The following is a 21764-nucleotide window of genomic DNA, read 5'->3' on the forward strand; positions in this document are numbered from 1 at the left end:
TATTCTCCTAATTTACGAAGATAGGGAATTAGCTTTTATTGACGTAAACTTCCAGCTTCACAATCGCGCAACCAAGCTTTAACCCCTTGGGCAACAGTACCGTTACTACTATCGCGTGGTGGAGATAGTGGCTGCTGTTCTGAATGGGAACCAGCTTGAGAAAACATCATTACTAGTTGCCAACCAGTTTGAGTTTTAGTCAATAACAGCCAGTGAAATTGTTGCAATTCTACAACTTTCTTACCTATGTACTGCCGCTCCAAGGTAGTAAAGAAAACTTGCTCAACTCCTGATGCTGCGCTTTTAGATGCATCTGCACTATATTCTTCAAGGTTAAGGGGCAGAGGAATAAACTCAGGTCTTCCTGCCACTAACATATAACTGTAAACCTGACTGCTTCTACTGAGGCGGCGGGCGCGTTGAGTAGCGCGATTGGTATAACTAGGTAATTTTTGCAGTAGCTGTATAGTTAATGTTTCTAAATTTTGCTCAGAACACAAAGACCTCGCGCCACTGTTGACATTTTGCCTTTCTGCTAGCGCCGAGGGTTTGGGGGTGGGGTTTATCGAGAAGGCTGGGTAAGCAAAGCTATTTGAGACTACAACCCAGAAGCCACAAGCAAACAGGAAACTATAATTTTTCTGACTGAGCGAAGAGGCAGGATTGCTCTCCCCTACACCCTGCACTCTGAGTTGCTCACTAACTCTTAGCTTCATGCCACCGTGGTTAACTCCTCAGAAATCCTCTTCCAGGCTAGCTCAGGTTCAGTAGCAGTGGTGATGGGACGCCCAATCACTAGATAATCTGCACCGGCAATAATTGCTTGGGCTGGAGTGAGCGATCGCTTTTGATCGCCAATATCAGCCCAAGTTGGTCTAACCCCCGGACAAACTAGCAAAAAGTCATCTCCACAAGTTTGTCGTAGCTGTGCCACTTCTTGAGGCGAACAAACTACCCCATCTAAACCAGATTCTTGAGCCAGCAAGGCCATTTCTAAAGCGTATTCTGGCAACTCTAGGGGAATCTTTAAATCAAATGCCAACTGCCGAGCAGAAATGCTCGTTAGCAGAGTAATCGCAATTAACTTTGGTGGTTGTACACCTGCTTTTGCAGCCCCTTCCTGTGCCGCCTCAGTTGCGGCTTTCAGGGCATCTCTACCAGCAGTAGCATGAATTGTCAGTAAATCCACTCCGTATCTAGCTGCACTCCGGCAAGCACCAGCAACGGTATTGGGGATATCATCAAACTTTAAATCCAAGAAAATGTGCTTTTGCCGAGACTTTAACACTTCCAGAATTTTCGGGCCAGTGCTAGTAAATAACTCTAAACCGACTTTCCAGAAAGTAACTTGCGGTAGCTGATCAATAAGAGCGATCGCACTTTGTTCATCCGGCACATCCAAAGCCACAATAACTCGTTGTTCTAACTGTTCCCTATTCCCCATTCCCCACTCCCCATTTAAGGTACTAAGCGCACAAACTTATTTTTCCCAACTTGTAAAACTTTACCTTGTAATTCACCAGGAGCATCGAAAGTGGTATCAGCATCGGTAATGCGATCGCCATCTAAACGCACTCCACCTTCTTGAATTTTCCGCTTTCCTTCTCCCGTACTTTTGCACAAGCCAGTGACATTGAGAATATACGCTAACTTAGTAGGGAACTGCTGCACGCCAGTTAGAGAGAATTCTGGAACAGCACCTTCCTTACCGCCGCTTTGCGCTGCTTCTTTCGCTTCTTGGGCTGCGGTTTCGCCGTGATACTGTTTAACAACTTCCCATGCTAAAAGTGTTTGGCGATCGCGGGGATTTTCTGGCAGTTTGTCCAAGGGTAAATCCGTCAACAGTTCAAAATACTGTTCTAGGAGATTATCGGGAACTCCTTGCAACTTTTGATACTTTTGTCCTGGGTGTTCTGACAATCCGATATAATTACCTAAAGACTTAGACATTTTTTGCACGCCATCCGTGCCAATCAAAATTGGCAGCAGCATACCAAATTGGGGCTTTTGACCAAAATGGCGTTGCAAATCTCTGCCTACAGCAATATTAAATTTCTGATCGGTGCCGCCTAATTCCACATCTGCCTCAACTGCAACCGAATCAAAACCTTGCATTAACGGGTACAGGAACTCATGGATAAAAATTGGATTCTCTTTTTTATAGCGATCGGCAAATCCTTCTTTCGCTAACATCTGCCCCACCGTCATCGTGGAGAGTAACTCCAAAATTTTCTCTAAGTTGAGCTTAGAGAGCCATTCGGAGTTATAGCGCACCTCTAACCTTCCTGGTGTGTCAAAATCCAAGATAGGACGTACTTGATCTAAATAAGTCTGAGCATTTTGAGCTACATCTGCTTCTGTAAGCTGACGACGCACTTCAGATTTACCAGTTGGATCGCCAATACGCGCTGTAAAATCGCCAATAATTAAAACTGCTGTATGACCTGCATTTTGAAAACCTCGCAGTTTTCGTACTGGTATGCTATGACCTAGATGAATATCAGTACCAGTAGGGTCAATCCCGAATTTTACCCTCAAGGGTTGGTTTGTAGTTAGTAAGAGCCTTTCTAGACTTTCGCTGTTAACATCAACTGATTGTGGGAATACTTCTACTACACCACGACGCAACCAAGCAAAATCTTGCGTCATGCTAAGAGATTCATTATTAGCTATGTTTTGCACACTAGAAGTTAAGTTGGTTATAAACACTTGCAATTTATCCACTTTCTCATCTGCCAAACTACTATAATTGCAAAAAACTAACCGCCTTGCTTCACCCAATCAATTACAGTTAAATTTACAAGTGAGGAAGTGAAATAGCCGTGTCGTCGTCTAGGACTTTTGAAGATAAACAGCCACAGCGTCGGGCTTCATCAGGTTTTGAGTTTTTGAAAGGAGTCGGTCAGGTAACTGGCGGTACTCTCCTCTCAATCACCATGCTGGCAAGTTCCATTGTAGCCGGAGGACTGGTTGGTTTAGCCATCAGTTTCCGTAATTTGCCAGATGTGAGACAGCTACGTAACTTCTTTCCCTCAGAAACGACTTACATTTATGACGTTAAGGGCAAACTCTTAACCAGTATTCACGGAGAAGCCAACCGGGAAGTCGTACCCCTAGATAGAATTTCCCCGAATTTAAAACGGGCAGTGTTGGCAAGTGAAGATAGCCACTTCTACGATCACCACGGTATCAACCCTACTGGTGTTGGCCGGGCTGTAGTAGTTAACGCTGTAGCCGGTGGAGTCAAAGAGGGTGGCTCTACTGTTACTATGCAATTGGTAAAAAACCTATTTTTGTCTCGTAAGCGCGCCTTTACTCGGAAGTTAGCGGAAGGAGTGCTAGCAATCCGGTTAGAGCAAATTCTTACTAAAGACCAAATATTAGAAATGTACCTCAATCAAGTTTATTGGGGTCATAACAATTATGGTGTACAAACGGCAGCCCGCAGTTACTTTAATAAATCATCAGAATATTTAAGCTTGGGTGAGTCAGCAATGATGGCGGGTTTGATCCAAGCACCAGAAGAATTCAGCCCGTTTGTGAGCATGAAGCTGGCAAAACAGAAACAAAAAGAAGTGCTAGGACGGATGCTGGAATTGAACTGGATCAACCAGTCAGAATACGACAATGCCCTCAAGCAAGAAATCAAACTTGGGAGAATCAAATCCTTTCAAGGTAGTGCCCTACCTTATATAACCAATACAGTAGCTCAAGAGTTGGCTAAGAAGTTTGGGCGGGAGACATTACTCAAAGGTGGGATGCGCGTCCAAACTACAGTTGATGCCAACTTCCAAATCATGGCTGAGGAAACCGTTACTAAGTGGCATAAAACACTTCTGGGGCAAGGATTATCTAAGAATCAAATGGCCCTAGTGTCAATTGATCCGCGCACACATTTTATCAAAGCACTAGTGGGTGGTATAGATCCTAAGACCAGTGAATTCAATCGTGCAACTCAATCTCAACGCCAGCCAGGTTCTTCTTTTAAACCCTTTGTATACTATACAGCTTTTGCTACTGGTAAATATACGCCAGACTCAACAGTAGATGATTCTCCAGTCAGCTATCGAGATGGTAACGGTTGGTACTTTCCCAGAAATTATGATAATAGTTTTAGGGGATCGATGCCAATCCGCACAGCTTTAGCCCAGTCACGAAATATTCCCGTGATCAAGATTGGTAAGGCTGTGGGGATGAATAGAGTTATAGAAACTTGTCGTACCTTGGGGATTATGAGTCCAATGGAACCTGTGAGTTCCTTGCCACTTGGGGCAATTGGTGTCACACCTTTGGAAATGGCTAGTGCTTATGCTACCTTTGCTAATTACGGCTGGCAATCTCCACCAACTGTAATTGCCCGTGTCACTGATAGTAGTGGTAACGTATTGCTAGACAATACCCCTAAACCACAGCTAGTTCTCGATCCTTGGGCATCGGCAGCAATTCTTGATGTGATGCGATCGGTAATCTCTGAAGGTACAGGTAAAGGTGCTGCGATCGGTCGTCCAGCTGCGGGTAAGACGGGAACAACATCATCAGAAAAAGATATTTGGTTTGTTGGTACTGTGCCACAGTTGACAACTGCGGTTTGGGTAGGAAGAGACGACAACAGACAACTAGCTGACCATGCAACAGGTGGTGTTATGGTCGCTCCCATCTGGAAAGATTTTATGGAGAAGGCGCTTAAAAACACACCAGTAGAAAACTTCAAGCCACCTTCCCAGTTTTCTCGCCCCAAGTCACAATAATTTGAGATTTGAGATTTTGGATTAATTGCCAATCCAAAATCCAAAATCCAAAATTGACTAGGGCTGTTTTTCTAGCTCGGCTTTCATCCGTTCTAAAGTGAGGTGCATTTGGTCAAACATTTGTTGCGGGGTGACACCGAACTGACCTAATTGCGTTTTCAGTTGTTCTACTGTCATTTGTGCCATGAAATCTTCTGATAGCTCGAAGCGCTTCATAAAGATGCGGTACCGATCCATCATGGTTTCCATTTGCTCAATAAACAGCTTTTTACCATCGCGGTCAAATTTGCCGTAGCTGTTGCCAAGCTTGATCAGCGCTTGATAATCCTCAAACAGCTGTTTTGCTTCTTGCTGAACTATTTCAGAATCGAAGAATCCCATATTGCTTATATTAAACTGAGCGCCCAGACTCAGTAGCTTAATAGTTTTACTTCTATTTATTATTTTAGTCTAGGGGAGTAATCTAGTCACGAAGCTTCGGTTTTGGTACGGTTTGTTACCGAAATTTCAACACTTGACTTGAGAATGTTTCCCCTTGTTAAATCGACTTAATAAAGCCGCAATACTCAGAGCTTTAGCCATTGATTTCGGATTGGTATTTTCACCCGGTTCAATTTTCAGTCTGGTAGCGTATTTCAAAGCTAGTGAATCTTGCGGGTTAAGTTTTAATGCTTGACGGATGTAAACCCTGGCCATGCCGATAAATTTCTGTTTGAGATGTACTAAACCTAATAAGGCATAATAGTCGCTATTATTTGGCTCTAACTTGATGGCATCGCGCAGTTCTTGCACGGCTAGGGCCCAATTGGCTAGCCTGACGTACTCAATAGCTCGCTGGTAGTGACGTTGAGCGTAGTTTGTCAAAACTGGTTCGACATTAGTTTTTTCATTTAATGTCAATTCAACTGGCTTGACTTCTATTTCAGGGGTGATGGGAACAGCTTTTTGCGGTAGAAACAGGTCAGGTTTATGCAACTTTAAATAAACCAAGTTCAGTATACTAATTTGTTGTGTAACTTGATAGAACTGATGGAGTGATTTGTATTGAGCTTCTGCATAGGAGGCGATCGCTTCTTCGTAAAACAATTCTGCTTGGGGTGCAGACATTTCTATAATTTCCTTAGCTATGGCACTTTTCCCACACAAAGCTTGCTGCTGTAATACTCTTGCGTCCGATCGCAGCATGGCTATAGCAATCAAACGCTTGTGTCGATTTTTGAGTTGTTCATAAGCTGGATTGATTAAATAGCTCAGTATTGCCGTTGCTAATTCTTGGTCTGGATTGCAGCTTTTAGCATAGCGATCGGGATGTAGCAGTTTCGCTAAAGTGTGATAGCGTTTAAAAATCTGGCGATCGTCAGCACTCACAGAAATTCCTAGCACAGCGTAAGGATCGCAAAGCTGTTTAAACCATTCTGGCGGTAGGAAGGTCTGTGACATTGCAGTAATCTGATCCGTTAAAAACTTAAAATTAACATCAAAGCTCAATGCACAGTCATGTGAAACTTACTCAAATTTCTTTAAATATTAATTTGTGGGACTTACCACCTAGAAGTCGGCAGGGCAAAACAGGGTAATTGACTAAAATGAGTGAGTTTTGAATTGTTTCTGTGCCTTTTGGCTGTCTTATTGTAAGAACTATGGTATTCGTATATTTATTAGAAATATGTTGACTAAGCGCAAAAGCCGAAGTGTTGCCGCTGTTTTAGCTTTTTCTGGCACGCTAACAATTTCAGGATTACATAAATTCTACCTGGGACAGCCGTTGTGGGGTGTTTTGTATGTGTTGCTTTCCTGGACACCTATCCCCAAGGTAGCTAGTGCGATTGAGGGAGTTTGGTATTTAGCTCAAGACGAAGAAGCTTTTGATCGCAATTTTAATCTAGGGAAGTCAGCAGCAAGGAACTCACAAAAGGTGATTAATCAGGTAGGAGCGATCGCTGACGCAATGCGGGAATTAGATGCTCTGCGCCAGGATGGACTGATTTCAGAGTATGAATTTGAGCAAAAGCGCCGCCAATTGCTAGACCAGATTTCTTGAGGTAAGCGACAATCATGAATAACTGGCTACCTTTAAATTCTAGGCTGCAAAAACTCCGCGCCAAGCTCCTCAACGATCCCTACTATCGCCTACAATCTGGGGAAGAAATTCAGATAGCGGCCCAATTAGGTATCCGCATTGATGCTAATCAAGCGACTGTAGATGATTGGTTACGCCTACCAGGTTTGTCAATTCACCAAGCGCGATCGCTTGTAGAACTTTCACATTCGGGTGTTAAATTTTACTGTATTGAAGATATCGCTGCGGCTTTGGGTATACCAGCGCCGCGTCTGGAGCCATTAAAGCCTCTGCTGAATTTTATTTACTATGACCACGAATCTTTAGAAAAGCCTACCCATTTACTCAACCCGAACACAGCAACCGTTGAAAAATTAGCACAAATTCCATTTATAGATTTGTCTCTAGCGCAAACAGTGGTGCAAAACCGACAATCAGCCGGGCCTTATCGTAACCTGGCTGATTTCCAGCGACGCCTGGAGTTAACTGGTGATGCGATCGCCCAGATAATGTATTATTTGAGGTTTTAAGTTAGAAGTTAGAAGTCTTAAAATAACTCCTAACTCTGGCAATTTTGGATTGAAAGAAAAATCTAAAATCCAAAACTGATTAAATGAACCCAATGCGATCGAGAGGCCAAAAGCGAAACGTTGCCCGACCGATGACATTTTTTCTGGGTAAAAAGCCCCAATAGCGAGAGTCATTACTATCGTTGCGATTATCTCCCATAACAAAAAATTCGTCTTCTGGGACTTTTACTGCTTGGTATGGCTGATTTGGAGGTTCCGCGATGTAGTCTTCTGCCAAGGGTTGACCGTTGAGGTAGACTTTGCCAGAAGCAACACTAATTACCTCACCAGGCTGGCCAATAACTCGCTTGATAAACGCTTGGTCTTTGGGATATCCTCGACGTTGTAGTTCTGCGGGTGGCTGAAAAACAATAATATCCCCAGTTATGGGAGGGTGAAAATGGTAGGAGATTTTTTCAACTACCAAGCGATCGCCTGTATGTAAGGTGGGTAACATCGAGTCAGAAGGTATATAGCGGGGTTCGGCGATAAAAGTCCTGATTAAGAATGCCAAACACAGTGCGATCGCAATTAAAATCAGATTTTCTTGCCAACTACGCCATACTTTTAACGACGCACGCTCTTCTTTTGCATCACTTTCGTGAGGAATCATAAAAGTTTCTAGCCAGTTTCAGAAGTGAGACAAATACTTTGATTATTTTGACTCAAAAGGTATATTAATAGGAAAACAGGGTTTAGGGTCAACCTATACAGACATTAAATAATACACTTATCCATTTACCAAATATAAGCAAAAGTACTGTAAATCAACTATGACTTGTCTAAGGTAATATAAGCTAATAATTAGGATTGCTAAATAGATTATTAAAAATAAAAATTCTAATTGCTGTAATTATAAGGCAAGTTATGAGAGAATTATAAGTCTTGTTTTTTACTGCAAAAAAAGCTAGTTACAGACTGCTAGAGCGATACAAGCAGTAGGTTTTTTCTTTAAACAGAAAATCGGTCGTAGAGTTGCAAAATAGAGATACCTCATGTTTGACAGTATCTACCTCACTTTACTGAAAAAAGGCAGAGGCAGTCTTGCTGGAGGTTGAGTTGCAAGAAAATATATTGTAGTCTGTATTTTTAAGTGATATTACATAAATTTAGCCCAAATATAAATGTATGTTTGAATGCACAAATTTGGTTAAAGTAAGCATTTTTAGTAAAAAATACTACTTTTAAAGATGAAATATAGACTTTATTGCTTCAATAGATAGATGCCATGCTATTGTAATTTTAATCACTTGCCTATATGTACGAAATTAATTTCCGTAATTACACGGTGACAGTGCATATTAAACTGTACTATTAATTAAGATATAAACATACTTAATGATCGAGAAAAACATTCACAGATAAAAAGCTACTAGCAATATCGGCTAAAGTATCAGCATCCGAAAGAGAAGTAAGCCGCTGATAGAATTATTTTTGTTGAATGAGTCAAAGGTGACTAGATTTAAAGAATAAATGCCCCTTGGCAATAAGAAACTATATTGAATCAATTTTCGTCTGCTCTATTTCATAGAAGGTACAAGGTAACATTCTGTCAGTTGAAAATTTAACTTTTTCTTAAAAAGGAAACAATGGCAACAGGCAGTAAAATATATCCTATCAAGAATAGAACTAATAGTTTACCAGACTCTTTTTTAAAGAGATACCTCCCTTTTAAGTAGTTTTGTCTGTTAATCAAACAATTCACTTAAGTTGTAAATTATACAGTTTTACTGTCAGAAAGTCTGGCTAAAAGTGCAAATTATAGGTATGACAACTGAGTTCATCTTATTTTAAAAGCTATAAAACTTGAAAAGATAATGCTGCCTTAGCGGTGAACAGAAAAACAGCAACTAATTCAGAACTCCTATTTAAGAGGATTTTGAGGTGTGGTTAATTATCTGATTGTGTTCCTCTCCTTCTTAGAGCTAGCGGTAAGAATGTGGAAGCGCAGAGCTTACCTTTTTTGACTGGGTTGAAATTAAACAGTACCAAGTATTGTATATTCAACGCTGTCCAAATCTAGAGCAGATAGATTTCAGTTAAAGCAATATAGTCTCTCTTATCAATTCTGAATTCTCGTTAGTACCAATTCCAATTTTCATGATTACCAGAAAGCAACTGGTATCTAAATATTTAATAAAAATGTGCTATAACGTACCGTCATAAGTGTGGTGATGGTTCGATCTTTGAAGGAGCTTTGAGGTGGAAAACAATAAGTCGTTTCTGTGGCCAGAAGGAATATTAATTGCGCTACTTGCTTTAGGTGGTGTTTTTAGTCTTGCTTTTATGATGCTTCTAAGACCAAATGCTTCGGATGCTCAGAGTAGACCTATAAATATCAAGGATGTATCTGCAAACGTAGGAACTCAGCAGCGCATTGAGAAATTAAAAGCGGCGATGCTTACAAGTTGGCAGCAAGAAGCACAAACAAAGGGTCTAGCCTACCCCATACCATCACGTTTTCAAGGGGAAATTATTAAGGCTGCAAAACTTTCTCAGGGTGAAAAAGTGATTGCTCTCACCTTTGATGATGGCCCTTGGCCTGAGACTACAGAGCAAGTATTAAATATTCTGAAATCAAATAATATCAAAGGGACGTTTTTTGTAGTCGGGCAGAACCTCAAAAATTATCCAGAGTTAGGAAAGCAGATTGTCGCTCAAGGTCACGTTATTGCCAACCATACTTGGCATCACTGGTATCACTTCTTTAATCAACAAGCAGCTGCTTTTGAAATTGAGCGCACAACAGACTTAATTTATCAAGTTACAGGTGTTAAAACAAATCTATTCCGGCCGCCTGGTGGCAACCTACACAATGGATTAGCTGGTTATGCTAAAGGACAAAAGTATGCTGTGGTGATGTGGTCGGCTGACTCCACAGACTACAAGTTACCAACTGTACCAAAATTGATCGATAATGTGATTAAAGATTCTAAACCAGGTGGGATTGTGCTAATGCATGATGGTGGTGGGAATCGTTCTAGAACTGTGCAAGCTTTACCAGAAATTATTAGCAACTTTAGAAAGCAAGGCTATCGCTTTGTTACTATTCCAGAACTTTTAGAAATCGAAGATACTGACCAAAAGTTGCTTGCTAACAAAAAGTAATAACTATTAATTATCGGTAATTAGTCAATAGTAATTCGCTAAAAACTAAAACTCATTATTATGAATAATTGAGATTATGTGGCAACCAGAGGATATTACATTATCAATACTTCCCACAATATTTTTTGGATCGCCTTTTCCTGAACCACCAAGCACTCTAGAGTTATTAATATTTTTTGCAATAATATTTGGATTTCCTTTTTTTGGAGGAGCATTTGCTGGAATAGTTACTCTAATTATCACAAAGAAAACCAATTTCTTTATTGAAGTATTTAGACTATTAATGGGGACTATAGGAGGGTATGAAGGTCTAGTAATCAGGAATGTTTTTCTTCTTAAAGATTCACTGAAAAATCTAAATGAAATACTTAAAAAAATTATTGATTCTCATTATGAAATACTTGAAGTAATTATTAACTTTCATAAAATTCATTTTGAATTCTTTATTCCGGGTATGTTAGGGGCAATAGGTGCAAGTATAGCTATATTTATGATGAGAAAAAAATTTCGCTGGCGTTCATAAATTTCTGAACTATAATGCAATACGGTTCAGTTAAAGACAAAAATTAAAACCAGCATAGGTTGGGTTTCGCTCCTCAATCCAACCTACAACTTATCGCTAAAATTAGATTTTTATTGAGAATAAATAACGAACAAATAAGGTTTATAAAAAATACGAGAACCATTGTCACAGAAAACAGAGTTTAGCGTTATTGAATGAATATTACGAAAGTTTTTTGGCGCTGAAAACCTTGTTTTATTGAAAAGCAGGCCTTTTGGCCTGCCTCACAAGATTGAATTTATTTGTTGTCAGTCTCTTAATGACTGCTGACTAAACTGAACTCAGTTGTTTTTTCAGGATTTGCTTCTGGACTATCAGCTTCAGAAGGCGGAACTAACTGCCAGAATTTCGGCAAAAATTCTTGCCAGTTTTGCAGAATTTTCTTCGCCTTTGGTGAACCAGTGCGTTCTGCATGATTTTGGATTAATTCTTGCAGTTGCTTTGCACCTACTTCGGTAATCACCCGCTGAATTTTGACAATTTCTGGGTTGACTAACTCACGAAATGAGTCGTCTTCATCCAAGAAGTATGCCAGTCCTCCAGTCATTCCAGCGGCTACGTTACGTCCTACTTTGCCGAGGACGACAATCACACCACCTGTCATGTATTCACAGCAGTGATCCCCAGCGCCTTCAATCACTGCGATGCCTTTGGAGTTTCTCACAGCAAAGCGCTCTCCTGCTAGTCCGTTGGCAAATAATATGCCACCAGTAGCACCATAGAGGCAGGTATTGCCAACTATCACGTTTTGTGATGCGTTATAGGTAGCATCAGTTGGAGGTTTGATGATGATTTCACCACCATGCATCCCTTTACCTACATAGTCGTTTGCTTCTCCTTCTAGGCTTAGAATTATGCCTGGGAGGTTGAAAGCACCAAAGCTTTGCCCAACACTACCTGTAAAGTTGAGATTAATTTGTCCTTCAAAGCCACTGTCACCGTATTGAGAAGCGATCGCACCCGCTAATCTTGTGCCCACTGTTCTGTCAGTATTGATAATTGGGTAAGTCTTGGTGACAGTAGATTGATCCCTAATAGCAGCCTGAATGTCAGGATCGGCAAGGAACTTGTCATCTAAAACCACGCCGTTGCTGTGAACTTCTTCATGCACCAACCAGCTACGATTGTCTTTGCTATTTGGTAGCTGAAGTAAACAGTCAAGATTTAGCGATCGCGTTTTGGTGAGATTTACCTCTGGGCGCAGTTTTAACAAATCTGCACGTCCAATGATTTCTGACAAAGAACGGTAGCCAAGTCGGGCTAACAAACTCCGCACTTCTTCGGCAATGAAGTAGAAGAAATTGACAACTTGTTCGGGTATTCCCGTAAACCGCTTGCGGAGTTCTTCTTTCTGGGAGGCAACACCGACGGGGCAATTATTTGTATGACAGATCCGCGCCATGATACAGCCTTCGGCAATCATGGCAATGGAGCCGAAACCAAATTCTTCACCGCCCATCAATGCACCTATTACCACATCCCAACCACTCTTGAGTCCGCCATCTACGCGTAAAATCACGCGATCGCGCAAGCCATTTTCCATCAAGACGCGATGCACCTCACTTAAACCCAGTTCCCACGGTGAGCCAGCGTGTTTAATAGAACTAAGTGGCGATGCACCTGTACCACCATCATGACCAGAAATCTGGATAATATCAGCGTTTGCCTTAGCTACACCAGCTGCGATCGTGCCAATGCCAACTTCTGAAACTAGCTTCACCGACACCTTTGCTTTGGGGTTAATTTGGTGTAGATCAAAAATCAGTTGTGCTAGGTCTTCAATCGAATAAATATCGTGGTGCGGTGGTGGCGATATCAGCGTCACACCTGGCTTGGAGCGCCTTAACATCGCAATGTATTGGCTCACCTTGGGCCCTGGCAGTTGTCCACCTTCCCCAGGCTTGGCACCTTGGGCAATTTTGATTTCAATTTGTTTGGCATTGACTAGATACTCTGGGGTGACACCAAAGCGTCCTGATGCAACTTGCTTAATCGCACTATAAGCTCGATCGCCATTCCGCAACCCTTTTAAATGAGGTAGGGTTGGCGAGTGACCAGACTCGTCTACATCATCTAGAACTGTGTAGCGCACTGGATCTTCGCCACCTTCTCCAGAATTTGATTTACCACCAATACGGTTCATGGCGATCGCTAAAGTTTCGTGGGCTTCTCTTGACAAAGCCCCTAAAGACATCCCCCCAGTGCAGAAACGTTTGACTATTTCATATACCGATTCCACTTCTTCTAGAGGAACCGACGGGGCATCGCCTTGGAAGTCTAGTAAATCCCGCAACGCCGTTACTGGTCTGCCTTGGAGGTGCTTTTTGTAAACTTCGTAGTGGTCGTAGTTTTTGCCATCTAGAGCCTTATGCAGCGCCTTGACCATTTCTGGGCTATTCATGTGGTACTCGCCGTTAGGACGGTATTGCACAAAACCCAGGTTTTCTAACTTATTAGTCGCTAGTTCTGGGAAAGCCTTGCTGTGGAAGGAAAGCACTTCATTAGCGAGTTCGGTAACACTCAAACCACCGATGCGGGAAGTCGTACCACGAAATCCCAGGTCGATTAAATCTCCACCGATGCCAATAGCTTCAAAGATTTGGGCTGCTTGATAGCTGGAGAGCAAAGAAATTCCCATTTTGGAGAGAATTTTGAGCAAACCTGACTCTACTGCTTTGCGATAGTTTCCTAAAGCTTGTTCTAGGGTGAGGGTGGGAATTTTTTGCACACCCATTAACTTTTGAGTTTTGGGATCAGACCACCAATCACGCACCGTATCTAAAGCCATGTACGGGCAAACTGCGCCAGCACCATAACCAATCAGACAAGCAAAGTGATGAGTACTCCAGCATTGAGCTGTATTGACAATCAGGGATGTTTTCATTCGCAACCCTTCCCGAATCAGGTGATGATGCACCGCACCCACTGCTAATAAGGGAGGAATGTAGGTATATTCTGTGTTGATACTGTCATTGACCTGATTCCGATCGCTTAATATTAAAATCTTTGCACCTGCCCGAACTGACTCAGCTGCTTGTGCTTGCAAAGATTGCACTGCGGCTTTCAATCCTTCTGGGCCGCTGGCGATCGCAAATAGGGTTGACAACTCAGCTGTGACAAATCCTGACAGCTTAATCGCCTCTAATTCACCATCCGTCAACACTGGCGACTCAAGTTTCAATCTCCGAGCATATTCTGGCTTAGGTTCTAATAAGTTACCCCGTTCACCCAGTTCGACTTTCAGAGACATCACTAGCTTTTCCCGCAGGGGATCGATCGCCGGGTTCGTCACCTGAGCAAAGCGCTGTTTAAAATAGTCATAAAGCAGGTGGGGTTTTTGTGACAGCACCGCTAAGGGAATATCATCACCCATACAGAAAGTCGGCTCTGAACCTGCGATCGCCATTTCTTTAATCACCATGTCTACATCTTCTGTGGTGTAGCCAAAGGCAGTTTGACGCTGAAGCAAGGTTTGCTCGTTAATTTTGTCAGTTGTACTATGCCCATTACCATTTTCAGCAGCCAGATGTCCATTTCCATTTCCATTTCCATTAACATTTGACGACTGGCTACTGACAATTTGTTTAAGTTCTTGACGGTGCTGTTGCAGCCATTTTCCATAAGGGTGCTGCTTGGCAATGCGCTCCTTTATATCCCAATTCTTCAGCACTTCATGATTTTCTAAATCCACGGCAATCATTTGCCCTGGGCCGAGTCTACCTTTCTCGATAATATCGGCTTCTGGGAAGTCTACCACACCAGCTTCCGAAGCTACAACAATGTAATCATCTTTGGTGATCAGGTAGCGAGCTGGTCTTAAACCATTACGATCTAGAGTTGCACCAACTTTTTTGCCATCGCTAAATACTAAAAGTGCTGGCCCGTCCCAAGCTTCTTGCAAACCACTGTAATATTCGTAGAAATCAACAATTTCTGGAGATTCACGTAAAGAAGGCTGATTTTGGTAAGCCTCTGGAACCATAATCATTAAGGCTTCCAAGGGGGTGCGTCCAGAACAAACCAGCAATTCCACTACGTTGTCTAGGGTAGCTGAGTCGCTATTATCAATATGAACTAATGGCTTGAGTTCCTGGATGCGATCGCCCCATACAGGATGATTCAGGCTAGCTTCTCGTGCCATCATCCAGTTGATGTTACCCAATAAGGTATTGATTTCGCCGTTGTGACCCAAAAGCCGCATCGGTTGGGCTAGGGGCCATTTGGGCATGGTATTGGTACTAAAGCGGCGATGATAAACAGCAAAGGCGCTTTTGTAAGCTGGATTTTTTAAATCGTCATAAAAGTTGCCTAAGACAGCGGAACGCACCATGCCTTTGTAGACAATTGTGCGACTTGACAAGGAGCAGATATAAAATTCTTCTGAGATGTTAGTTGCAGCTTTACTAATTCGGCGGCGGGTAATATACAACTGCCGTTCTAATTCATCACCGCTTTTGTCAACGGAAGCTAACAAAACTTGTTCAATTTGGGGCTGATTTTCTCTTGCTTGTACCCCCAGCAAATCAGATTGCACTGGCACTACTCGCCAACCCAATACAATTAATTTCTCTTCAGCAGCTACTTGCTCGACAGTCACCCTCGCTTTTTGTGCAGCTTGCTGGTCTTGTGGTAAAAATATCATTCCCACAGCTATGCGATCGCTAGATGGAAATTCCTTCCCCCTTTGGGCAAAGTCTTGTTGGAACAACTCCCAAGGAATTGCTGTCAATACTCCAGCACCATCACCAGAGTCGCGATCGGCGCTACAACCTCCTCGGTGTTCTAAGCAGGTTAAAGCAGCTAAGGCTTTTTCGACAATTTCATGGCTGGTATGATTTTGGCGATGAGCAATAAAACCGACACCACAGGCATCTCGTTCCTCTACTAACCACTTTTGCCCCTGATAGGTATCTCTTGAGTTGATATCCGCTGTGATTTTCTGGTCTTGATTCATCGGTTTATTATTCATACCCTGTTCCTGAAGTATTGAGTTACCAATTTTGCCACTACATTGCGAGAAAAAATTTCTAAATTCAGCGATGGAGAAATATATAGGCACCGAAATTTAGGGAAAAAAAATTTTAACTTCGGTTTTACTTTCTTAGTTCACCCGTGTTAAAATAGTTGCGTGTTTTTTATGTGTTTATGCGGTGTTAGACAAGTTACCTCCGCCAAGACATTATTTTTGCCCTGACAGTTTCTTTTTTATATTTTGAAGTTAAGTATTTTCTCAATCCCTTTTTTCCAGATGCACACTAGCTATTCATAGAGCCTATTTTTTGGCTCACCTGAAACAAACAAAACTAAAACTGAACGCTGTACTATGTTCTAAAGCCAAAGTTATCCCGATCCAGCAATAAAATCAGCGTATTACAATATATACCCATTTGACAATTCCCAAATATTGTTGTTGTCTAGAATTTTGCCGCTTACCACTTGCCGCATGTATTACTATTAACTAGACATTACTTAAGTAATAACAGTAGCAACGTTCAGTTAGGATTAAATATTTTAATCCAATTTTGATAACCAAAACTACCGTATATAGTGTGGTTAGAATTAGTGAGAGTTAAAAAGCTTGATTGCAGTGGCTTTAGCGTCTAAATAAATTAGTGCGTGTCTAAAAGAGATAACTAGCCAATATATAGACTACCATATTTATTCAAAAATAAAGTCATGTTTCCTTTATATTTCCAAATAATTGGTTAGTTTAAACCTTGGGTAATAGTTTTCCAGAGTACCTAGTAAATTATGGTAAAAATGCCGAATTGTTGCCAATCAGAGATTAGCGATGGCTCTGCGATCGCCCTTGGCGTTTGCAGATTTTTCCGGGCTACTGTGTCACCAATACTTTTAACAGTACTGTGCTTAACGACTACTTGTGCTACCAACGCCCAAGAGTCCCCGAAAACCACCAAATTTATACCCAGGTTAATCTCACAGTCACCTGCACCTCCTTTAACAGGTGTAGCATCCTCTGGTAATCAAATTTCCCTCAATGGTCGTACTTTACCAGGAACTTGGTTACAGCGACCTGGAAAATCTGGACAGGTGACAACCAATATTAGTGATGGGGCATTTAGGCAATTAATTGGAGTAAATTTCTTAAACAGTACTAATTCAGCGAAGCAACCAATACAGTGGTTTTCATCGGTGACAAAACCACTGGTATTAGCCACCAGCCTACTAGGAGCATATCGCTATCTGGATATCACTAACTTTGCTCAAACATCTGGCTGGCAAATTCAAGCTAATGGCAACATTTTGGTAATTGCTACCCCAAAAACACAAATCACAAATATTGTTCAGAGTCAGGAACCTCCAGAAGCGAGTACCCCTTTGCAACAGGCTCGGATTCTTGTCGATTTAGATCGTCCCACTCCCTGGCAAGTTGCACAAGGGTCAGCGATAGCCAAACCGCAAACTCCTTCTTCCGATCCAGATACGCCAACTCCCAAATCCACTGTACCGCCAAATAGACAGTGGACAATTACCCTGGATGGAATAGCCGATCCCGTTTTGATAGAACGCTATACCCCCCAGCCACCAGCAGCACCACCAACATTGCTGCCAAACCTACTCAAACAATTATCACCAGCTACACCAACAGAACCAATACCACCAGCCCCTGAACCACTGATTCAAAAAGTGGAGGTGGTGAAAAACCAAACGATTATTAGTCTGAGCGTTCCCTTTGGTCTATCGCCTCAAGTTACTACTGTAGCTAACCCGAATCGCCTGAGTATCAATATTCGACCCGATCCTCTAGAAGAACGAGATATTACTTGGGCCCCAGGATTGCGTTGGCGACAGCATTATGTCAACTTAGGCACAGAGCGTTTTCCAGTGGTCTGGTTAGAAGTTAATCCCCGCAAATTTGGGCTAACCTTAAAACCTATGTGGGCTAGTCCTGATGGACTTGCGGGTACTGCTCCCATAATTCAAACAGCACAACGTTACTTAGCTGTAGCTGGAATTAATGGTGGTTATTTTAACCGTAATAATAAATTGCCATTGGGTGCGATTCGTCGAGATAGTCAGTGGTTATCAGGCCCGATTCTGAACCGAGGTGCGATCGCTTGGAATAATTCAGGCCAATTTTACTTCGGTCGTCTCACCTTAGAAGAAACTTTAATTGCAGCAAATGACCAACGCCTACCAATTTTGTTTCTCAACAGCGGCTACGTCCAGAGTGGGATTGCTCGTTATACCTCAGCTTGGGGATCAACTTACACACCCCTGACAGATAACGAAATTATCTTAGTAGTAGAAAAAGACCAAATTACTAATCAGTTACCAGGCGGCAAAGTTGGTGCGACAGCGGTTCCGATTCCCCAGAATGGCTACCTGCTAACTTTACGCGCTAACGCTACGACTGCTGCTTCCCAGCTACCTATTGGAAGCACAGTAAGTATTTCCAGCGCCACTACTCCAGCTGATTTTAGTCGTTATCCCCACATTATCGGGGCTGGGCCGCTATTAGTCCAAAATCGTCAAGTTGTCCTTGATGCCAAAGGCGAAAAATTCAGCAATGCCTTTATTGCCGAAAAAGCTATTCGTAGCGGTATTTGCACAACGGCAACAGGCACACTGATGATTACTGCCACACATAATCGTGTCGGCGGTTATGGGCCTAATTTGGCAGAACACGCCCAATTAATGCAACTCATGGGCTGTGTAGATGCCCTAAATTTGGACGGCGGTAGTTCTACCAGCCTTTATTTAGGAGGGCAACTACTCGATCGATCGCCTAGTACCGCTGCTCGTGTTCACAACGGAATTGGTATTTTCCTACAACCACGAAAATGAGGTAATAGAAAAAACTCAATCCCCAATCCCCATTACCCCTTATCCCCAGAGGGGGCCCCACCTTCCCCAATCCCCAGTCACTTTTTAAAGTTTAGAACAAGCTGCCATTTTGCTTGATGAAGACTTGGTGTAAACATCAGAATTTTAGTAGTGATACTTTACACCACAAGGTTTGATTTTGCTATGTTTATCAAAGTGCGACAAAATTGCTGATTTTCAAGGTTGCAAGATAGCGCCAGATTTTTTATCAATAATTAAGAGTACCAACGGTTTGTTATGTCTTCAAATGAGGTAACTATGGCTCGATATCAAGAAACTACACAGACTGAAACTCTACACCTCCCTCCAACCATAACTTCCAGGGGCGTTGCTGCAACTGAATTACGTCCTTGGGGTGCTTTTACAGTTTTGGAAGAAGGGCGCGGATACAAAATTAAGCGCATCGAAGTTAAGCCTGGACACCGCCTCAGTCTACAAATGCACCATCACCGCAGTGAACATTGGATTGTTGTCTCTGGTACAGCTAGAGTAGTTTGTGGCGAGAAAGAAGTACTACTGAGCAATAATGAGTCAACTTATGTACCCCAATGTACATCTCATCGTTTAGAGAATCCTGGCGTGATCCCCTTGGTATTGATTGAAGTGCAAAATGGCGAATACTTGGGAGAAGATGATATTATCCGCTACCAAGATGACTATGCCCGTACCAAAGATTAAAACCAAAAGAACGCTATTAAAGCTTTAATCCCAAAGCTAATTCGTGTAAACCGTCTTTGTAAACGAACTACTACACCCCAGAAGTCCCTACCTAGTTAAGGTGGGGACTGAAATATGTTAGTGTTATAAATGTAGTAATAGCGATCGCGCTCATGCCTTTGGTGATTTGGAATTTTGCACAAGCAAAGGTCAACCTATCTGTAAAATGGAAGATGGGGTATTCAATTGCAAAAAACGAATTCCATGATTCATCTGAGTCAAGCAGCCGTAAGTGAGATTGGGCGTATAAAAAAGTCCAAGCAGCCAAATGTATTGTTTCGATTGGCAGTAAAACCAGGTGGTTGTTCCGGGTTCTTTTATGATATGTCCTTCGATGAAGCAATAAAAGTAGACGACCAGGTTTTCGACTTGGATGAGATTCAAGTGGTCATAGATGCCGCAAGCTTAAATTACCTCAACGGTTTGAGAGTTGATTATTCAGAAGACTTAATGGGTGGTGGTTTTCGGTTCCACAATCCCCAGGCGATCGCTAGCTGTGGCTGTGGCAATTCCTTCTCCTTGAGTCCTTAGTGATTGAGCATTAGTCAAAAAACAGATGTTCGATCGCTAAGGAAAAATGACAATTGACATCAAGCCGTAAAAAAAGATATAATCAGGATTTGTTAAAACTTAGACCATAAGCAGCTTTACGCGCTGTAACTCATGCCAACAATACAGCAGCTAATACGAAATGAGCGCGAACAAGCGCGTCAGAAAACCAAGTCCCCTGCTCTGAAACAATGTCCCCAACGCCGGGGAGTTTGTACCAGAGTATACACGACCACACCAAAAAAGCCTAACTCAGCCCTACGTAAAGTAGCAAGAGTCAGACTTACTTCTGGATTTGAAGTCACAGCTTACATTCCAGGCATTGGTCACAACTTACAAGAACACTCAGTTGTGATGATTCGTGGCGGTCGGGTTAAGGATCTACCAGGCGTGAGATACCACATTATCCGTGGCACCCTAGATACAGCCGGAGTCAAAGACCGCAAGCAAGGCCGTTCCAAGTATGGAACCAAGCGTCCTAAAGAAGCGAAAAAATAGGATTATGACGATTAATCGCATCGAACACGATTAATCGTCTACCTTAAAAAAGCTGAAGGGCAAAAGAAGGATCGCCGTCTTTGTTCTAACAGTAGTTTTGAAGGCTGCTAAAGTCTGTTTCAAAAAATCAAGCTACATCTACACTAAGCGAGCAAGTGTAGAAGTTCTGAGGAGAAAGCTGTAACTGACAGCGAATTTCTCATCTGAACATTAAAGTTTATAATCTTGTCGCCTTGAGTATTTAGTTGCAGGTAGCAAGTCAAACAATTTTAGATTTTAGACTTCGGCTCCTTTCGACTTCGCTCAAGGCAAGTCGCTCAGTCGAACGATTTGCGATTTTGGATTGGTCAAACCCACAAGGGAATTAGGCTTACAGACTTTTGATTTGTTCAGATCCTTGCGATCGGAATATATACCAAAAACTTTTAATCCAAAATCACAAATCAAAAATCAAAAATTGGCAGTAAATTAAGTCAGCCTTGCTGCAACGGTCGAAAAAATTGAGGAAGTCTGAGGGTTGGGTTCTACCGCTTTTAGTTTCCGGTGTCTGATAGCATATAATTTCGTTGCCAATTCCGAATTAAAGGTGAAGTATGTCTCGTCGTGGTGTTATTCAAAGGCGCCCAGTTCCGTCTGACTCCGTATATAACAGTCGCCTTGTGAGCATGATTATCAGACGGATCATGCGTCATGGCAAAAAATCACTTGCCGCACGCATTGTTTATGATGCATTAAAAACTATTGAAGAACGCACTGGTGCTGGTGCCTTAGAAACCTTTGAAAGAGCAGTGCGAAATGCCACGCCTTTAGTAGAAGTAAAGGCTCGGCGAGTTGGTGGAGCAACCTACCAAGTACCAATGGAAGTGCGTACAGAACGGGGCACTACTTTAGCACTGCGTTGGTTAGTGCAATATTCCCGCTCTAGACCAGGGCGCACAATGGCCAGCAAACTGGCAAATGAGTTAATGGATGCTGCCAACGAAACTGGCAATGCCATTCGCAAACGCGAAGAAACACACCGGATGGCGGAAGCTAACAAAGCATTCGCACACTATCGTTACTAAGTAAAAAAGCGATATATCGCCTTGCCGAAGCGGTGTATCGTG

Annotated in this window: 17 protein-coding genes; 10 read left to right on the forward strand and 7 right to left on the reverse strand. The window is 42.3% G+C overall.

What is annotated here, in order from left to right:
* Positions 1-35 precede the first annotated feature (35 nt).
* Genes V7K61_RS02225 through tyrS form a run of 3 tightly spaced genes read right to left on the reverse strand, consistent with a single transcriptional unit; the run spans position 36 to position 2649 of the window.
* Positions 36-716, reverse strand: coding sequence for a hypothetical protein (locus tag V7K61_RS02225; protein WP_335050549.1), 681 nt, complete (start codon positions 714-716; stop codon positions 36-38).
* Positions 713-1444, reverse strand: coding sequence for an orotidine-5'-phosphate decarboxylase (gene pyrF / locus V7K61_RS02230; protein ID WP_335050551.1), 732 nt, complete (start codon positions 1442-1444; stop codon positions 713-715). Before pyrF ends, V7K61_RS02225 begins: the two co-directional genes overlap by 4 nt.
* A gap of 14 nt (positions 1445-1458) precedes the next feature.
* Positions 1459-2649, reverse strand: coding sequence for a tyrosine--tRNA ligase (tyrS, locus tag V7K61_RS02235; RefSeq protein WP_335050719.1), 1191 nt, complete (start codon positions 2647-2649; stop codon positions 1459-1461).
* Between the two features lie 173 nt (positions 2650-2822).
* Here tyrS and V7K61_RS02240 point away from each other — a divergent pair, with 173 nt between their 5' ends.
* Positions 2823-4748 carry a transglycosylase domain-containing protein gene (locus V7K61_RS02240; protein ID WP_335050554.1) on the forward strand — a complete coding sequence of 642 codons (1926 nt, stop codon included), beginning with the start codon at positions 2823-2825 and terminating at the stop codon, positions 4746-4748.
* Positions 4749-4805: 57 nt separating this feature from the next.
* Here V7K61_RS02240 and V7K61_RS02245 read toward each other — a convergent pair whose 3' ends face one another.
* Both V7K61_RS02245 and V7K61_RS02250 read right to left on the reverse strand, forming a co-directional pair.
* A complete protein-coding gene (locus tag V7K61_RS02245; RefSeq protein ID WP_094349476.1) occupies positions 4806-5129 on the reverse strand; it encodes a DUF1825 family protein in 324 nt (107 codons plus the stop codon).
* A 126-nt stretch (positions 5130-5255) separates the two neighbouring features.
* Complete coding sequence (locus V7K61_RS02250) at positions 5256-6188, reverse strand: J domain-containing protein (protein WP_335050556.1); 933 nt, start codon at positions 6186-6188, stop codon at positions 5256-5258.
* Between the two features lie 226 nt (positions 6189-6414).
* Here V7K61_RS02250 and V7K61_RS02255 point away from each other — a divergent pair, with 226 nt between their 5' ends.
* Both V7K61_RS02255 and V7K61_RS02260 read left to right on the forward strand, forming a co-directional pair.
* Positions 6415-6789, forward strand: a complete 375-nt coding sequence (locus V7K61_RS02255; protein ID WP_292724826.1) for an NINE protein — start codon at positions 6415-6417, stop codon at positions 6787-6789.
* A gap of 14 nt (positions 6790-6803) precedes the next feature.
* Entirely contained in the window at positions 6804-7337 is a 534-nt protein-coding gene (locus tag V7K61_RS02260; RefSeq protein ID WP_335050558.1) for a ComEA family DNA-binding protein, read from the forward strand.
* Positions 7338-7416: 79 nt separating this feature from the next.
* Here the strand turns inward: V7K61_RS02260 and lepB are convergent, their stop codons facing one another.
* On the reverse strand, positions 7417-7989 hold the full coding sequence (gene lepB / locus V7K61_RS02265) for a signal peptidase I (protein WP_335050560.1): 573 nt from the start codon (positions 7987-7989) through the stop codon (positions 7417-7419).
* A gap of 1589 nt (positions 7990-9578) precedes the next feature.
* Here lepB and V7K61_RS02270 point away from each other — a divergent pair.
* Together V7K61_RS02270 and V7K61_RS02275 are read left to right on the forward strand one after the other, a co-directional pair.
* A complete protein-coding gene (locus tag V7K61_RS02270; protein ID WP_335050562.1) occupies positions 9579-10484 on the forward strand; it encodes a polysaccharide deacetylase family protein in 906 nt (301 codons plus the stop codon).
* Positions 10485-10560: 76 nt separating this feature from the next.
* Positions 10561-11007: a hypothetical protein gene (locus tag V7K61_RS02275; RefSeq protein ID WP_335050564.1), complete on the forward strand. Its 447-nt coding sequence runs from the start codon at positions 10561-10563 to the stop codon at positions 11005-11007.
* Positions 11008-11302: 295 nt separating this feature from the next.
* On the opposite strand, the gene gltB is transcribed toward V7K61_RS02275, so the two are convergent.
* Complete coding sequence (gene gltB, locus V7K61_RS02280) at positions 11303-16015, reverse strand: glutamate synthase large subunit (protein WP_335050566.1); 4713 nt, start codon at positions 16013-16015, stop codon at positions 11303-11305.
* A gap of 782 nt (positions 16016-16797) precedes the next feature.
* On the opposite strand from gltB, the gene V7K61_RS02285 reads away from it, so the two are divergent.
* The 5 genes from V7K61_RS02285 to rpsG all read left to right on the forward strand — a co-directional run bounded on the left by V7K61_RS02285 (position 16798) and on the right by rpsG (position 21722).
* The gene (locus tag V7K61_RS02285) at positions 16798-18855 is read left to right on the forward strand and encodes a phosphodiester glycosidase family protein (RefSeq protein WP_442936286.1); all 2058 of its coding nucleotides are present in this window, start codon (positions 16798-16800) and stop codon (positions 18853-18855) included.
* A gap of 297 nt (positions 18856-19152) precedes the next feature.
* Positions 19153-19572, forward strand: coding sequence for a cupin domain-containing protein (locus V7K61_RS02290; protein WP_099099760.1), 420 nt, complete (start codon positions 19153-19155; stop codon positions 19570-19572).
* A 243-nt stretch (positions 19573-19815) separates the two neighbouring features.
* Positions 19816-20142, forward strand: coding sequence for a HesB/IscA family protein (locus tag V7K61_RS02295; protein WP_335050721.1), 327 nt, complete (start codon positions 19816-19818; stop codon positions 20140-20142).
* Positions 20143-20274: 132 nt separating this feature from the next.
* Positions 20275-20658, forward strand: a complete 384-nt coding sequence (gene rpsL, locus V7K61_RS02300) for a 30S ribosomal protein S12 (protein WP_012410236.1) — start codon at positions 20275-20277, stop codon at positions 20656-20658.
* A gap of 593 nt (positions 20659-21251) precedes the next feature.
* The gene (gene rpsG, locus V7K61_RS02305; RefSeq protein ID WP_069070112.1) at positions 21252-21722 is read left to right on the forward strand and encodes a 30S ribosomal protein S7; all 471 of its coding nucleotides are present in this window, start codon (positions 21252-21254) and stop codon (positions 21720-21722) included.
* Positions 21723-21764: the final 42 nt, after the last annotated feature.

Source organism: Nostoc sp., from assembly GCF_036918015.1.
GTDB lineage: Bacteria > Cyanobacteriota > Cyanobacteriia > Cyanobacteriales > Nostocaceae > Nostoc.

What these genes read in the sequence shown, in the direction of transcription:
- V7K61_RS02225 (WP_335050549.1), bottom strand. Translation starts at nt 716, where the DNA reads ATGAAGCTAAGAGTTAGTGAGCAACTCAGAGTGCAGGGTGTAGGGGAG.
- pyrF (WP_335050551.1), bottom strand. Translation starts at nt 1,444, where the DNA reads ATGGGGAATAGGGAACAGTTAGAACAACGAGTTATTGTGGCTTTGGAT.
- tyrS (WP_335050719.1), bottom strand. Translation starts at nt 2,649, where the DNA reads ATGACGCAAGATTTTGCTTGGTTGCGTCGTGGTGTAGTAGAAGTATTC.
- V7K61_RS02245 (WP_094349476.1), bottom strand. Translation starts at nt 5,129, where the DNA reads ATGGGATTCTTCGATTCTGAAATAGTTCAGCAAGAAGCAAAACAGCTG.
- V7K61_RS02250 (WP_335050556.1), bottom strand. Translation starts at nt 6,188, where the DNA reads ATGTCACAGACCTTCCTACCGCCAGAATGGTTTAAACAGCTTTGCGAT.
- V7K61_RS02255 (WP_292724826.1), top strand. Translation starts at nt 6,415, where the DNA reads ATGTTGACTAAGCGCAAAAGCCGAAGTGTTGCCGCTGTTTTAGCTTTT.
- V7K61_RS02260 (WP_335050558.1), top strand. Translation starts at nt 6,804, where the DNA reads ATGAATAACTGGCTACCTTTAAATTCTAGGCTGCAAAAACTCCGCGCC.
- lepB (WP_335050560.1), bottom strand. Translation starts at nt 7,989, where the DNA reads ATGATTCCTCACGAAAGTGATGCAAAAGAAGAGCGTGCGTCGTTAAAA.
- V7K61_RS02275 (WP_335050564.1), top strand. Translation starts at nt 10,561, where the DNA reads ATGTGGCAACCAGAGGATATTACATTATCAATACTTCCCACAATATTT.
- gltB (WP_335050566.1), bottom strand. Translation starts at nt 16,015, where the DNA reads ATGAATAATAAACCGATGAATCAAGACCAGAAAATCACAGCGGATATC.
- V7K61_RS02285 (WP_442936286.1), top strand. Translation starts at nt 16,798, where the DNA reads ATGGTAAAAATGCCGAATTGTTGCCAATCAGAGATTAGCGATGGCTCT.
- V7K61_RS02290 (WP_099099760.1), top strand. Translation starts at nt 19,153, where the DNA reads ATGGCTCGATATCAAGAAACTACACAGACTGAAACTCTACACCTCCCT.
- V7K61_RS02295 (WP_335050721.1), top strand. Translation starts at nt 19,816, where the DNA reads ATGATTCATCTGAGTCAAGCAGCCGTAAGTGAGATTGGGCGTATAAAA.
- rpsL (WP_012410236.1), top strand. Translation starts at nt 20,275, where the DNA reads ATGCCAACAATACAGCAGCTAATACGAAATGAGCGCGAACAAGCGCGT.
- rpsG (WP_069070112.1), top strand. Translation starts at nt 21,252, where the DNA reads ATGTCTCGTCGTGGTGTTATTCAAAGGCGCCCAGTTCCGTCTGACTCC.